We start from the raw sequence: 13876 nt of genomic DNA on the forward strand, positions 1-13876 counted from the left end.
CCGTCATCAGGTCCGCGTTCGCTGGAAGCAGAAGCAGGTAGAGGGAGAGCTTGATGGGTCAGATTCTATTCATCGTGTGGCGGGAAAGTGTCGAGGCGTTGCTGGTCGTCGGCATCCTGTATGCGTGGCTGAAAAATGGCGACGACGACGCGCGCCGCGGTTTGCCGTACCTGTGGGGCGGCGTGGCGGCTGGCGTGATAGCGGCGGTGGCGCTCGGGGCCGCGCTGGTCGGTTTCACCGAAGTGCTCTCCGGTGACGCGCAGGATTATTTCCAGACCGCGATGGTGCTGGTCGCCTGCGTGCTGATCGTGCAAATGGTGCTGTGGATGAAGCGGCACGGCCGCACGCTCAAGCGCGACATGGAACAGTCGCTGCAAAAGAGCCAGCGCGATTCGAACTGGTGGGGCGTCGCATTGCTGGTGGCGTTGGCCATTGCGCGTGAAGGCAGCGAGACGGTGATCTTTCTGTACGGGCTCGGCTTCGGCCAGTCGGGTCACGTGGACGCCAGCCAGACGCTCGCGGTCGTGATCGGCCTGGCGCTCGCGTTCCTGACCTTCTACGTGCTGCAACTGGGCGGCAAGATCTTCTCGTGGCGGCTCTTTTTCCGCATCACGGAAATCATGCTGCTGTTTCTCGGCGCGGGTCTGTTCCAGACCGGTGTCGACAAGCTGATCGACAAGGAAATCCTGCCGACGATCGTCGACCAGATGTGGAATTCGTCGGCGATTCTCGATGATTCGAGCACCTTCGGTTCGCTGGTCGCCACGCTAACCGGCTATCGCGCCCACCCGGCGCTGATGAATCTGTTCGCCTATGCCGCGTACTGGGCGGTCGTCTATCTGCTGGTGCGCCGCGCGAATCGCAAGCCGGCACCGCAAGCCGCCGGGCGCACGGCATGAGCACGGTCATGACCCGTCCGGGGCGCCTCGCGGCGGCCGGGCAGTGGATGCAACGTCACGGTGCCGCGATTCGCGGTATTCAGTGGGTCGTGGTGGCGGTGTACGCATTTCTGATTCTGGTGCCGGCCGTGATGCCGCTGCCGGACGACACGGCGCACCTGTGGAACAACCTGACGCTCGCCGCGCAGTTCGTGTTCTGGGGTATCTGGTGGCCGTTCGTCCTGCTCTCGATGGTCATGCTCGGCCGCGTCTGGTGTGGCGTGCTGTGCCCCGAAGGCGCGCTCGCCGAATTCGCCAGCAAATACGGACGAGGCTGGGCGATTCCACGCTGGATGCGCTGGGGCGGCTGGCCGTTCGTCGCGTTCGGCATCACGACCATCTACGGTCAGATGGTGAGCGTCTACCAGTATCCGAAGGCCGTGCTGCTGGTATTGGGCGGCTCGACTTTCGCGGCGATGATCATCGGCGTGCTATACGGACGTGAAAAGCGTGTCTGGTGCAAGTATCTATGCCCCGTCAACGGGGTTTTTTCGCTTCTGGCGCGCCTCGCGCCGTTCCACTACAAAGTCGATGAAGACGCATGGCGCCGCTCCTACAAGAACGGCGAGCATGGGCATCGCGTGATTCCAATCAATTGCGCGCCGCTCGTGCCGTTGCGCAATATGAAGGGCGCGTCGGACTGCCATATGTGCGGCCGTTGCAGCGGCCACCGTGACGCGATTGCGTTGACGTGGCGCGCGCCGTCGTCGGAAGTGGTCCAGCTGGGCGACAAGCAGGCCAATGCGTGGGATACCGCGTTGATCCTGTATGGCCTGCTCGGCATCGCGATCGGCGCGTTCCACTGGACCGCGTCGCGCTGGTTCATCGATCTGAAGATGTTCTTCGCGAACTGGCTGGTCGATCACGACATCACCTGGCCGCTCGACACCAACGCGCCGTGGTTCCTGTTCACGCATTACCCTGAACAGAACGACGTGTTCTCGTGGCTCGACGGCACGATGGTGATCGGCTACATCCTCGCCACGGCGCTGGTGTACGGCACCGCGCTGCTGGTGCTGCTGATGGGCGCGACGCGCATGCTGGGGCGCTTCAATACCGTGCGTCTGCATCATTTGACGCAAGGGCTGATTCCGATTGCCGGCGCGGGCGTGTTCCTCGGCCTGTCCGCTACCACGCTGTCGCTGTTGCGCGCGGAGCATGTGTCGTTGTGGTGGGCGTCGGATATGCGCATCGCGATTCTGGCGATTGCCAACCTGTGGAGCGCATGGCTCGCCTGGCTCGTCACGCGCCGCTATAGCGAGCGTTTCGTTCAACGCGGCCTCGCGATGGTGTGGTTTGCCGCGGCACTGGCCGTGGTCGATAGCGCGTGGTGGTTGATGTTCTGGGGCTGGGCTTCGAAGTAACGAATTCAACGCTCGCGCTTGCAGTAGTTAGCGCCGGCACAAAACAAAAAGCCGTGGAGATGACAACATCCCACGGCTTTTCCATTTTCCGCATGATCGGCACACGGCGTGGCGTGCTGCCGTATCGAGTGAGAACCAAAAAAAGCGGCCTGGCTTGCTGCGACGGCTGGCTTGGTGTCTGCACGAAGGGGTCTAGTTCTCACGTGCAAGCCGTCGTGGCTGGCTACTGCCGAACACCTCTCTGGGAGGTGGTCCCCACAATACCCGGTACTGACTGCTATTCGTTCCTACTTCGTCAGGATCAGCTTGCCTAAGCGCGTTGCCCGCAACTGATAGGTCTCGCCGTTATGCACGATGCTGACGTGGCTATGTCCTTGCAGCAGAGCGTCGCTCCGTACGACTCGCTCCGACGTCTCGCCCGAACCGTTAGTCCGATCCGCGCCAGGTTTCTGGCCGGTTACCGGTGCCGTTGCCGTCGATGTTTTCGGGCGGCTGGTCAGCGCGGCCGCCGGGCGGCGCAGGCTGAGTGTGGAAGGGCGCGTGGGATCGGTCATTCGTTTTAGCTGTTGGTCGATTCGATGGATTAATTCTAAATGATAACTATTCCCATTTACAAGAAAGAGAAATTGATCGGATTTGATTTTCGATAGTCCGTGGGGAGGAGAGGCGGAAGGGCGGAGGAGTTTGCAGCAAGACCGCCAGCTCGTTCGGCGGTCTTGCGCTCAATGGCGAGCAGGGTGCCCGCGCGACATTCAATGCAGCGTGCCGGGCTCCTGCTTCGTTTGCACATACTGGCGAATCAGCCGAACGGTATCGATATCGTTCTCCCGATATGCCGACTTCACGATCTCCTGCGTCTGATGCGCGTCGGGATCGGTCGATTCGGGCAGCGTGGTCGCGTACTCGAAGCGCAGGAACAGTTGCAGTTCGTCCGGTTGCTCGATCGTCATGGTGAGCGAGCCGCCGACGTGATCGGCCGTCGGCAGAATGTCGTAGCGCACGCTCTGGCTCTCCTCCAGCGTGACGCGGTCGCGCACCGTGGCCTGGCCATAGTGCAGCTCCCGTTCGAAAACGTTGCCGTCGCGCGAAAGAATCGTGCAGCTGTCGAGCCCCATCACGAACAGTTGCGGCTGTTCGGCACGCAGCACGAGACCCTCCCACAACTGCTCGCGGGTCATCGATTCGACAAACGGATTCAACGGGTCGTTGATCTGGATAAGGTGTTCGAAATTCAAAACGACGGCTTCCTATGAAAGCGTTTAAGCGACGGCGAGCCCCGAACGGATCGTAATCGAATGCGTGAGGATCTTGTGAACCGGGCACTGATTGGCGATTTGCAAGAGCCGTTCCCGCTGTTCGTCGGACAGATTGCCTTCGAGCACGATCCTGCGATCGATGGTCGTGCCCGCGTCGCCGGTTTCGAGCGAGAGCGTCACGCGCACGTCGGCGAGCGGCCACTCCTTGCGCTGGGCGTACATCTTCAGCGTGATCGACGTGCAAGCACCGAGGCTCGACAGCAGCAGCGAGACGGGTGTCGGCCCGCGATCACCGCCGCCGAGCGACTCGGGTTCGTCGGCAAGCCATGTGTGCGTGCCGTCGTCGAAAAGAACCTGGAAATTCGTCGAACCGATGTGTGCGGTGACGGTGGACTCTGCCATGCGCGCTCCTGAACAGGGACGGAAATCGCCGCGCGCCACGGCCCGTTATCAGTGAACGGCGTGGCGCGCGGCCTGAATTGCTATTGTGAACGAATTTACCGGCCTTCGCGCCTCGGGTGCGCCGCGGACGGGCCGTGCCGCGCCCGTCGACGACTCAATGCGTGATCGCGCCCATGCGCCCCGCCTGGTAATCAACGACAGCCTGGCGAATCTCGTCTTCCGTATTCATCACGAACGGGCCGTAGCGCACCACAGGCTCCTTCAGCGGCACGCCGCCGAGCAGCAGCACCTCGAGTGGCTCCGCGCCGGCCGTGAGCGTCACGGAGTCGCCATCGTTCTGAAACACGACCATTTTCTGCGCGTCGATTTCCTGACGCGCTTCGCCTTCACCGTAGAAGCCCTTGCCGGACAGGCTATAGGCAAACACGCGATAGTCGGCCGGCACCGGCTGTCGGATCGTCGCGCCCGGTTGCAGCGAGAAATGCTGGTATAGGATCGGCGTACGCGTTTCGATTGCCGCTTTGACGCCGAGCGCCTCGCCGGCGATCACCTTGACGCGCACTTTGCCGTCCGCGGAGGTCGCCACGGGAATGCTCGACGACGGAATTTCCTGGTAGCGCGGCTCGATCATCTTGTCGCGCCGCGGCAGATTCACCCAGAGTTGCAGGCCGTGCACGCGTCCGCCGGTGCGGATGAACGACGGATCCGGCATCTCGCTGTGCACGACGCCCGCGCCCGCAGTCATCCATTGGACATCGCCGGCGTGCAGGGTGCCGGAATGGCCGGCCGAATCTTTGTGGCCGAACTGTCCCTCGAGCACATACGTGACCGTTTCGAAGCCGCGATGCGGATGGTCGGGCGCGCCTTTGGCCTCGCCCGGCGCGTAGTCGATCGGGCCCATTTCGTCGAGCAGCAGGAACGGATCGAAGTCCATCAGCAGGCGGGTGGGAAACGGGCGGTGGACGATAAAGCCGCCACCCTCGGTCGTGCGAACGGCCGGGAACGTGCGTTCGATCGTGCGGGTCGTGCTCATCAAAGTCACCTCAAAAAATGGGGAATAGCGTTATTTTTGAAACATGGAGCTATTATAGGGACCGTTTTCCGGGGTGCCAGCCGCCCTCACGCAATGGATTGTTCTATTACTGGAACGATGAGATGAAGATCGATTCACATAATCTGAATGACCTGATGTATTTTTCGCAGGTTGTCGAACACGGCGGGTTTTCGGCCGCCGAACGCGTGCTGGGGATTTCCAAGTCGCGCCTGTCGCGCCGTCTGACCGAACTGGAAGCGTCGCTCGGCGTGCGGCTGTTGCAGCGATCCACGCGCAAGCTGGCGCTGACCGAAGCCGGGCAATTGTTCTACCAGCATTGCCAGGCGATGCTGAGCGAGGCGCAGGCGGCCGTGAACGTTGTCCAGCAGCTGCGCTCGTCGCCGCGCGGCACGGTGCGCGTCAGCGTGCCGGTCACGATCTCGCAGACCATCCTGTCGCAGATCCTGCCCGAATTCATGCATCGCTATCCGGAAGTGCGGGTGGTGATGCGCGTGACGAACCGCGTGGTCGATCTGTTCGAGGATTCGATCGACGTCGCGCTGCGGGTGCGCTCGGATCCGCCGGAAAACGCCAATATCGTGGTGCGGCCGCTGTGGCGCACGCAGCAGATGCTGGTCGGCGCGCCGAGCCTGTTGCAACAGAATGCGCCGCCATTGCTGCCAGCCGATCTGAACGGTTTCGAAACGCTCGACGTGCCGACCGGCGACGGACGCCACGTCTACAACCTGATCGCGCCCGACGGCACGCGTCATGCGCACGAACACGAGCCGCGCCTCGTGACCGCCGATCTGATGACGATTCGTGAAGCGGTGCTCGCCGGCGTCGGCATCGCCGCGCTGCCGGAGATGATGTACGGCGCCGCGCTGCGAGCCGGCCAATTGTCGCCGGTTATGCCGGGCTGGACGTTTCCGACGCCGCAGTTGTACGCCGTATTCGTGTCGCGGCAGGGGATGGTGCCGGCCGTGCGCGCCTTTGTCGATTATCTGGTCGAGATGCTCGATCCTGACGACGGTAAACACATCGCGGGCGAGTGTCCCGCGCGCGAAGTAAATGTCGTTGCCGCGCAGCCGATGTTCGCAATTGCGCCATAGCACTTGTTACGGACCGCAACATCGCTTTTAGCATTTAAGCGTGGCCTGTCATGAGTACTTTCAATGGCCGTTTGCTTGAATGCGCGCGCGGACGGGCCTATAGTGAAATCCCTTCGCTAAGGAGTCTCTTATGCGGAAACTCATGGCCGCTATCATAGCGGGCCTGATAGGGCTGACCGCGCTGTCCGTGTCGATCACGGCTGTCGCATGCGGTGATTCGACGAGCTATCAATCTTCGAACGATGGCAAATGATCCCGCCGCCCGAAGGCGCCGAGTGCGCACAAAAAAAGGCCTTCATCTGACGATGAAGGCCTTTTACTTTTTGGCCCTTGTTTCAAGGGCTTTTTACTGTGTCACCTGGCTTTCGGTTGCGTAACGAAGCCGATCTTCGTAAGGCCGCCGGCTTGTGCCGCCGACATCACTTCCGCCACTTTCTCGTACGGAACCTTGCGGTCCGCATCCAGATGCAGCTCGGGTTGCGGGTTCGCTTGCGCGGCCTCTGCAATCTTCGCGCGCAGTGCGGCGTCGTCGAGCTTCTTGTCGTCCCACATGACGTTGCCGTCCGCGTCGACCGTGACCGTCACTTGCGCGGGCTTGGTGTCTTCCTTCTGACTGCTTGCGTGCGGCAGATCGATTTTGACCGCATGACGAATCACCGGAATCGTCACCATGAAGACGATCAGGAGAACCAACATCACGTCGACGAGCGGCGTCATGTTGATTTCGTTCATCAGGCCGTCGTCATCGTCGCCGGCGAAGGGGCTCATTGCCATCGGAGTGCCTCGTCGATCAGTTCGTGCGCGCGGCAAGACGCAGGCCGTCGCCGCGCCTGGACGACGACAGGCGCGCGCCCGTCACGAAGAATGCATGCAGGCCGTGCGCAAAACGGCTCAGTTTGGCGACCACCGCCTTGTTGGCGCGCGTCAGTGCGTTGTAGCCGAGCACCGCCGGAATCGCGACGAAGAGGCCGAACGCGGTCATGATCAACGCTTCGCCGACCGGACCGGCCACCTGATCGATCGACGACTGGCCGCTCGCGCCGATGGCCAGCAGCGCGTGATAGATGCCCCACACCGTGCCGAACAGACCGACGAACGGCGCCGTGCTGCCGATCGACGCGAGAACCGCGAGACCGCTCTGCATGCGCGCGACGCTTTCGTCCATCGTGTCCTTCAGGCAGCGCGTGACCCAGTCCGACACGTCCATGCGGTCGTGCAGATGCGGCTGCGTCTGATGATGATGATCGGCCGCTTCCTGGCCCGACAGCGCCAGCGCGAGGAACGGATTGTCCTGCGGCGTCGACGACCCGGCGCCGAGCTTCTTCACGCCGTCGGCGAGGTCGTCCGAATGCCAGAACGCCTGCTCGGCATTCTTCGTGAGGCGGTTCAGGCGCATCACGTTCCAGCCCTTGATGACGATAACGCTCCACGACATCACCGACATGATCAACAGCGCGAGCGCGATTCCGCGCGTCACGAAATCCCCTTGCGCCCAGACGTGCGCCAGTCCGTAGTTTTGCATTGCAATTCCTTTTTTTAAAATCTGCCTCAATCGTTCAGATTGAAGTCGTAAGGCTGGGTATAGGCGGCCCGAATCGGCTGGCCGTTCTCGAGATAAGGCTTGCAGGCGCTCCCGTGCACGGCGGCGAGCGCGGCGTCGTCGAGGCGGCTGAAGCCGCTGCTCTTCTTCAATTCGATGTTTTCGAGCTTGCCGGTCAGGCCGACCACGAACTTCACGTACGCGGTGCCGGTTTCGCCGCGGCGCTTCGAGAGCGACGGGTACTCGGGCTTGGCGATGTTGCAGTCGAGGTGCGAGACGTTTTTAGGCGCGCTGATCTCCATCGTCTGATGGCCGATCGCCGGCGCGGCGGGCGCGGGCGGCGCAACGGGTGCAGCGGGCGCGGGCGGCGTCGGATCGGGCGCCGCGACGGGCGTCGGCGACGGCGCGGCGGCCACCGGTAGAGGCGTAGGCGTTGGCTTGGGCATCGGAGTCGGCTTGACCTTCGGCTTGGTATGAACCGGCGGCGTTGGCGTGGGTGGCGGCGGCGCGATCGACTGCATCGCGACCGGCGCGGCAACCGGCGCCGGCGGCAGCAACTGCGCGGTCATGACGTGCGATTCGAGGGCCGGTTGCACGGGGTCGTGACGCAAGGTCATCACGACGGCAAGCAACGCGACGTGAATCGCTGCAACCACGGCGGTTGCGGTCAGGACGCGGGAGTTCGTGCGAGTGGACGAAGCCGGCATGGCGCCGGCTGAAGCGGTATGCGAAGCCTGCATGTTAGCGTGGTGGCGCACTGTCGATGCAGCGCGTCAGACAAGACATCGTCATGTTCGAAAGATCAGCAGCGAAATGAACAAAGTAGTCACGAAACCAATCAGCAATTCCATCTCGAACTCCTTTGACGGGTGAGCGGGTAGCTGGCTGGTACGAATACTGGCTTGCTGACGGCAGTGGGATAACGCTTGAACAGCGAAAACGGCAGGAGCGGTAAGAGCGCTCGAGGCGCGGCGTGAACCGCGCCCTGGAACCTGGCTCAGGCGGCCTTGCGTTCGTAAAATGTCAGCGGTACGGCTTGCGGGTGATGCTCGAAACCACAGCGGCTCGCGCAGACGCCGCTTTTCATCATGACGTCGCGCACGGAGTCGGCGCACTTGCCACAGCAGGATGCAACGCCGAGCTCGAACTGAAGCTCGTCAAACGAATCCATGCCTTCCTCGATCGAAGCACGGATCTTTCGGTCAGAAACAGACTTGCAGACACAGACAATCATGGCGGGCGTCATAGCTAACGTTAATGCGAATTATTATCATTTTGTTTGGTCCGTTTGGCAAGCGTCCTGCTTGATTTTTTGTAACAAAACCAGACTCTTAGAAGGGTTTCGTCTAAGAGACGGAATCTGGTGCCAGCGGCGGGCGGCGCGGAAAAGCGCCTAAAAAGCGCGCAGAAGGCCGCGTAACGGACCAAAAACGGCGCTTGGTGGCAGTTTATGCGGCTTGGGAGTCCGGCGCTGCCGTGCGGCGCGAGGGGATCGACACCTGTTCGACGGTGGCGTCGATGTGGAGCAGGGTAGCGGCCAGCTGCTGCTGATGCGAGCCGTCGCCGGTCGAATAAAAGCGGGGCAGAACAGTGGCCGTGTTTTCCGGCGCCGCGCGCAAACCGTGCTGGTCGAGCACCCGTTCCAATTGGCGCGCAATGGCGACGCTCGTGTCGATCAGCATCAGCCGGTCGCCGACGATGTCGCGAATCGCCGCATCCAGAAACGGGTAGTGCGTGCAGCCGAGCACCAGCGTATCCGCGCCCGCGTCGAGCATGGGCTGCAGGTAGCCGCGCAGCAGCGCGCGCAATTCGGCGGAGCCGACGTCGCAGCGTTCCACGGCCTGCACGAGCCCGTGGCCCGGCTGGCAAAGAAAGCGGCAATCCGCGGCGTAGCGTTCGAGCAGCGCCTGAAAGCGGGCGCTGCGCAGTGTCACTTGGGTGGCGAGCACGCCGGCGACACGCGTTTTCGACTGGAGCGCGGCGGGTTTGACGCCAGGTTCGACGCCCACCAGCGGAATAGGCAGCTTTTCGCGAACCAGCGCGATCGACTGCGCGGTTGCTGTATTGCAGGCGACCACCAGCGCCTTTGCGCCTTGTTTGACCAGCCATTCGCCGATCGCGAGCGTGCGGTCGGCGATGAAGTCGTCGTCGCGCTCGCCGTACGGCGCGTAGAGCGAGTCGGCGACGTACAGAATCGCTTCGTCAGGCAGTTGTGCCCGGACCGCCCGCAACACCGACAAACCGCCGAGCCCCGAATCGAAAATGCCGACCGGTGCGCGCGATCCGGCGCCAGACGTGAACATTCTTGCATTCGTGGACGGTGATTCTGCGGGCATAGGCGAAGAGGACGCGTGCGGCACAGCACTCAAGGGAAACTCGGAAAAACAGGAAAGTGCGCAAGTATATCGTCCGCGCGGCCAGGGCCATCGCAAATAAGCTGACCCATGAACGGGCGCGCGGACGGTTGCAACCTGGTTCGATCAGGACTCGACCGAGCCCATTGCGGATTGCTGGTAGTTCTGGATGCCGACCTTGCCGATCAGGTCGATTTGCGTTTCGAGCCAGTCGATATGCTCTTCGGTGTCGTCGAGAATCTTCGTGAAGATTTCACGCGAGATGAAATCGCGAACCGTTTCGCAATATGCGATGGCTTCTTTACAGGTGCTCTGCGAAATCTGTTCGAGCTTCAAATCGCATTCGAGGATTTCTTTCGTTTCCTCACCGATCAGCAGCTTGTGCAAGTCTTGCAGATTCGGCAGACCGTCGAGCATGAAAATGCGTTCGATGAGCCAGTCGGCGTGCTTCATTTCGCCGATCGATTCATCGTATTCATGCTTGCCGAGTTTCTCGAGGCCCCAGTGCTTATACATCCGCGCATGCAGGAAGTACTGATTGATGGCGGTCAGTTCGTTTTTCAACTGCGAGTTGAGATATTCGATGACCTTTTTGTCGCCTTGCATGGTGTGTCCTTGTAGGGGCTTTGAATTTCCCAGAACAATAAACGGCGAAACGCAAAAAGCCAAGCCAAAAAATCAGTTTTTCGCCTGATTTTAGAGGGTTTTTCGCGTGATGCGTACCGTTCTCATTTCATCATAAAAAAGCCGGGGTTTCAGGCCCCGGCTTTGAATTACTCAGCGGATGTCAATACCAATCAAACCGTTGCGACCGGAATCTTGCCGATCTTTGCTTGCCATTCTTTCGGGCCGGTCTGATGAACGGAAGTGCCGTTCGAATCGACAGCCACCGTCACCGGCATGTCCTGCACGTCGAACTCGTAGATCGCTTCCATGCCGAGGTCTTCGAACGCGAGAACCTTCGCGCTGCGAATCGCCTTCGAGACGAGATACGCCGCGCCACCCACGGCCATCAGATACGCGGCCTTGTGCTTCTTGATCGCCTCGATGGCGACGGGGCCGCGCTCCGCTTTGCCGATCATCGAGATCAGGCCGGTCTGCGACAGCATCGTCTCGGTGAACTTGTCCATGCGCGTTGCCGTGGTCGGGCCTGCGGGGCCGACGGCCTCATCGCGGACCGGATCGACCGGGCCGACGTAGTAGATCACGCGGTTCGTGAAGTCGACCGGCAGCTTCTCGCCCTTGGCGAGCATGTCGGCGATGCGCTTGTGGGCCGCGTCGCGGCCCGTCAACATCTTGCCTGACAGCAGCAGCGTCTGGCCCGGCGTCCACGCGGCGACTTCTTCCGGCGTGAGCGTATTCAGATCGACGCGCTTGCTCTTCTCGGTGTCCGGCTCCCACTGCACCTTCGGCCATGCGTCGAGCGACGGCGCTTCGAGCTTGGCGACACCGGAACCGTCCAGCGTGAAGTGCGCGTGACGCGTAGCCGCGCAGTTCGGGATGATCGCGATCGGTTTGGACGCGGCGTGCGTCGGCGCGGCCATGATCTTCACGTCGAGCACGGTGGCGAGACCGCCGAGACCTTGCGCGCCGATCCCGAGCGCGTTGACCTTCTCGTGCAATTCAACGCGCAGTTCTTCGATCCAGTCCTTCGGGCCGCGTGCGATCACGTCCTGAATGTCGATCGGATCCATCAGCGATTCCTTCGCCATCACCATCGCTTTCTCAGCGGTGCCGCCGATGCCGATGCCGAGCATGCCCGGCGGGCACCAGCCCGCGCCCATGGTCGGCACGGTCTTCAGAATCCAGTCGACGATCGAATCCGACGGATTCAGCATTGCGAACTTCGACTTGTTTTCCGAGCCGCCACCCTTGGCCGCCACCTGCACGTCGACCGTATTGCCCGGCACGATCTCGTAGTGGATCACGGCCGGCGTGTTGTCCTTGGTGTTCTTGCGGCCGCCTTCCGGAGGGCTCACGATCGACGCGCGCAGCACGTTGTCCGGGTTCAGGTAACCACGGCGCACGCCTTCGTTGATCATGTCGGTGACGCCCATCGTCGCACCGTCCCAACGCACGTCCATACCGACCTTCACGAACACCGTGACGATGCCGGTGTCCTGGCAGATCGGACGCTTGCCTTCGGCGCACATGCGGCTGTTGGTGAGAATCTGCGCGATGGCATCCTTCGCGGCCGGGCTCTGTTCGAGCTCGTAGGCGCGGCCCAAGGCCTGGATGTAATCGAGCGGGTGGTAGTAGCTGATGTACTGAAGCGAATCAGCAATGCTCTGAATCAGATCTTCCTGTTTGATGACGGTCATGGCTAGCTCAGTGGGGACAGTGGCGCTTGTTTTCAGACACGCGGGGCAGTGCGGGTCAGTCGTGCGCCTTCAGGGGAGTGGAACCTTTAACGGCACCCACGGCGTGCAGCACCGTGGGCTCTTCGAAATGCTTGGGATGCGTATGTGTGGTGAGGCGGTCGACCAGTGCCATCACGAGCGCCGAGACGAGGAACGCGACGTGGATGATCACTTGCCACATGATGGTATGCGTCGTGTTCTGATCGGGGCTGATGAAGGTCTTCAGCAGATGGATCGACGAGATGCTGATCAGCGCCATCGACAATTTGACTTTGAGCACGCCCGCGTTCACGTGGTCGAGCCATTCCGGTTCGTCCGGATGACCCTCGACGCCCAGGCGCGACACGAACGTTTCATACCCGCCGATGATCACCATGATCAGCAGGTTCGAGATCATGACCACGTCGATCAGGCCGAGCACGACCAGCATGATGTTGGTTTCGTCGAGCGTCATGGAGGCCGTGACGAGATGCCAGACTTCCTTGAGGAACAGCACGACGTAGACGCCCTGGGCGACGATCAGGCCCAGATAGAGCGGCAACTGCAGCCAGCGGCTCATGAAAATGATGGCAGGGACCGGGCGCATCGGGCGGCGCTGATGGGCGGAGTCGGATCGCGGAGCGGACATGGGCAAGAGTCAGATGAAACGCAGGTGACGGAACATGGACCAAATGCGCCGACCCGGCACGCGCAATACTCCTCAGCACGCACGCGGATCAGGCACGCAAACCAGGCGTAGAAGGCGCGGTGCACGACCAGGGGAGGCCGGAAAAGCTCGCGTCAGGCGCGCTATTGTACAGCGTCGGGTGAATTTGCTGCGTCGCGGCGGGCAGGTCGGCGGCGCCCGACAGGCGGCGCGCATGGCGAATTGCGGCTCGCGCGTTCAGGCTTCAGGGTTCACGACGCCACCGGCGGCAGTGCCCGTGAACGATGTCTCGCCGCCCGCGCTCTGATCCACGTGAGCGAGATTGATGACAACCACCCCGACGATTGCCAGCGCGATCGACGCGAGTGCCCGACCGTTCGGACGCTCTTTGAGGATGGGCCATGAAAGCAGCGCGACGACCACGGGGATCGTGCTCGTGATGCCCCCGGCCGCGACCGCGCTCGTGCGTTGCACGCCGCCCAGCATCGGCAGCGTAAACCCGAAGGTGCCGAACAGTGCCTGTAGGAACAGATTGAACCATTCATCGCGCTTCACGTGGCGCAGTCTTGACACGCGCACAAGCGGCCACAGTAGTGCCATCGCGATCACGAAGTGCAGCAGCGCGAGCAGAGGGACGGGGACAAAGTCGACGATCGATTTACCAGTTCCGACATTGCTGCCGACCAGCAGCATCGAGGTGATGAGAAGCAGGGAGTAACGATTCAGGCTGGAATCCAGGCGGCTAGTTCAGTTAGCATTGTAAGAGGCCGTGCGAGCCAGCGTAACGGCGCGCCTGGTGTCGCGGCATTCAGGATGCTCGACGATATAGGTGGCGGGTCAAGCACATGTTCGTCACGGAGCGCGTAGCATG

15 protein-coding genes and 1 pseudogene are annotated in these 13876 nt (G+C 61.8%); 3 read left to right on the forward strand and 13 right to left on the reverse strand.

The window, feature by feature from the left end:
* Nucleotides 1-53 precede the first annotated feature (53 nt).
* Both ACQKRQ_RS36990 and ACQKRQ_RS36995 read left to right on the forward strand, forming a co-directional pair.
* On the forward strand, nt 54-899 hold the full coding sequence (locus ACQKRQ_RS36990) for an FTR1 family iron permease (protein WP_427482582.1): 846 nt from the start codon (nt 54-56) through the stop codon (nt 897-899).
* Nucleotides 896-2302 (forward strand): 4Fe-4S binding protein, encoded by a 1407-nt coding sequence (locus ACQKRQ_RS36995; RefSeq protein ID WP_427482583.1) that lies wholly within the window; start codon nt 896-898, stop codon nt 2300-2302. The genes ACQKRQ_RS36990 and ACQKRQ_RS36995 overlap by 4 nt, the downstream gene beginning before the upstream one ends.
* 287 nt (nt 2303-2589) lie before the next feature.
* Here ACQKRQ_RS36995 and ACQKRQ_RS37000 read toward each other — a convergent pair whose 3' ends face one another.
* The 4 genes from ACQKRQ_RS37000 to ACQKRQ_RS37015 form a co-directional block, all read right to left on the reverse strand.
* Nucleotides 2590-2856, reverse strand: a complete 267-nt coding sequence (locus tag ACQKRQ_RS37000; protein WP_132375205.1) for a hemin uptake protein HemP — start codon at nt 2854-2856, stop codon at nt 2590-2592.
* Nucleotides 2857-3054: 198 nt separating this feature from the next.
* The gene (locus tag ACQKRQ_RS37005; protein WP_427482585.1) at nt 3055-3537 is read right to left on the reverse strand and encodes an SRPBCC family protein; all 483 of its coding nucleotides are present in this window, start codon (nt 3535-3537) and stop codon (nt 3055-3057) included.
* A gap of 24 nt (nt 3538-3561) precedes the next feature.
* Complete coding sequence (locus tag ACQKRQ_RS37010; RefSeq protein WP_427482587.1) at nt 3562-3960, reverse strand: OsmC family protein; 399 nt, start codon at nt 3958-3960, stop codon at nt 3562-3564.
* A gap of 154 nt (nt 3961-4114) precedes the next feature.
* A complete protein-coding gene (locus ACQKRQ_RS37015) occupies nt 4115-4993 on the reverse strand; it encodes a pirin family protein (protein ID WP_132375202.1) in 879 nt (292 codons plus the stop codon).
* 122 nt (nt 4994-5115) lie between these two features.
* On the opposite strand from ACQKRQ_RS37015, the gene ACQKRQ_RS37020 reads away from it, so the two are divergent.
* Nucleotides 5116-6105 carry a LysR family transcriptional regulator gene (locus tag ACQKRQ_RS37020; RefSeq protein ID WP_132375201.1) on the forward strand — a complete coding sequence of 330 codons (990 nt, stop codon included), beginning with the start codon at nt 5116-5118 and terminating at the stop codon, nt 6103-6105.
* 354 nt (nt 6106-6459) lie between these two features.
* On the opposite strand, the gene ACQKRQ_RS37025 is transcribed toward ACQKRQ_RS37020, so the two are convergent.
* The 9 genes and pseudogenes from ACQKRQ_RS37025 to ACQKRQ_RS37065 all read right to left on the reverse strand — a co-directional run.
* Nucleotides 6460-6879 (reverse strand): ExbD/TolR family protein, encoded by a 420-nt coding sequence (locus ACQKRQ_RS37025; RefSeq protein WP_132375200.1) that lies wholly within the window; start codon nt 6877-6879, stop codon nt 6460-6462.
* 16 nt (nt 6880-6895) lie between these two features.
* On the reverse strand, nt 6896-7627 hold the full coding sequence (locus tag ACQKRQ_RS37030) for a MotA/TolQ/ExbB proton channel family protein (protein WP_132375199.1): 732 nt from the start codon (nt 7625-7627) through the stop codon (nt 6896-6898).
* A 26-nt stretch (nt 7628-7653) separates the two neighbouring features.
* On the reverse strand, nt 7654-8385 hold the full coding sequence (locus ACQKRQ_RS37035) for an energy transducer TonB (protein WP_427482588.1): 732 nt from the start codon (nt 8383-8385) through the stop codon (nt 7654-7656).
* 257 nt (nt 8386-8642) lie between these two features.
* Complete coding sequence (locus tag ACQKRQ_RS37040) at nt 8643-8879, reverse strand: (2Fe-2S)-binding protein (protein ID WP_012432441.1); 237 nt, start codon at nt 8877-8879, stop codon at nt 8643-8645.
* Between the two features lie 214 nt (nt 8880-9093).
* Entirely contained in the window at nt 9094-9981 is an 888-nt protein-coding gene (murI, locus tag ACQKRQ_RS37045; RefSeq protein WP_427482589.1) for a glutamate racemase, read from the reverse strand.
* Between the two features lie 144 nt (nt 9982-10125).
* Nucleotides 10126-10605, reverse strand: coding sequence for a bacterioferritin (bfr, locus tag ACQKRQ_RS37050; protein ID WP_132375196.1), 480 nt, complete (start codon nt 10603-10605; stop codon nt 10126-10128).
* A gap of 191 nt (nt 10606-10796) precedes the next feature.
* On the reverse strand, nt 10797-12320 hold the full coding sequence (locus ACQKRQ_RS37055; RefSeq protein ID WP_012432444.1) for a fumarate hydratase: 1524 nt from the start codon (nt 12318-12320) through the stop codon (nt 10797-10799).
* Between the two features lie 55 nt (nt 12321-12375).
* Nucleotides 12376-12987: a TIGR00645 family protein gene (locus ACQKRQ_RS37060; protein ID WP_132375194.1), complete on the reverse strand. Its 612-nt coding sequence runs from the start codon at nt 12985-12987 to the stop codon at nt 12376-12378.
* Nucleotides 12988-13266: 279 nt separating this feature from the next.
* Nucleotides 13267-13731 (reverse strand): annotated as a pseudogene (locus ACQKRQ_RS37065) (DMT family transporter); the annotation flags it as partial.
* Nucleotides 13732-13876 lie beyond the last annotated feature (145 nt).

The organism is Paraburkholderia sp. NPDC080076 (assembly GCF_050281145.1).
Lineage (GTDB): Bacteria > Pseudomonadota > Gammaproteobacteria > Burkholderiales > Burkholderiaceae > Paraburkholderia.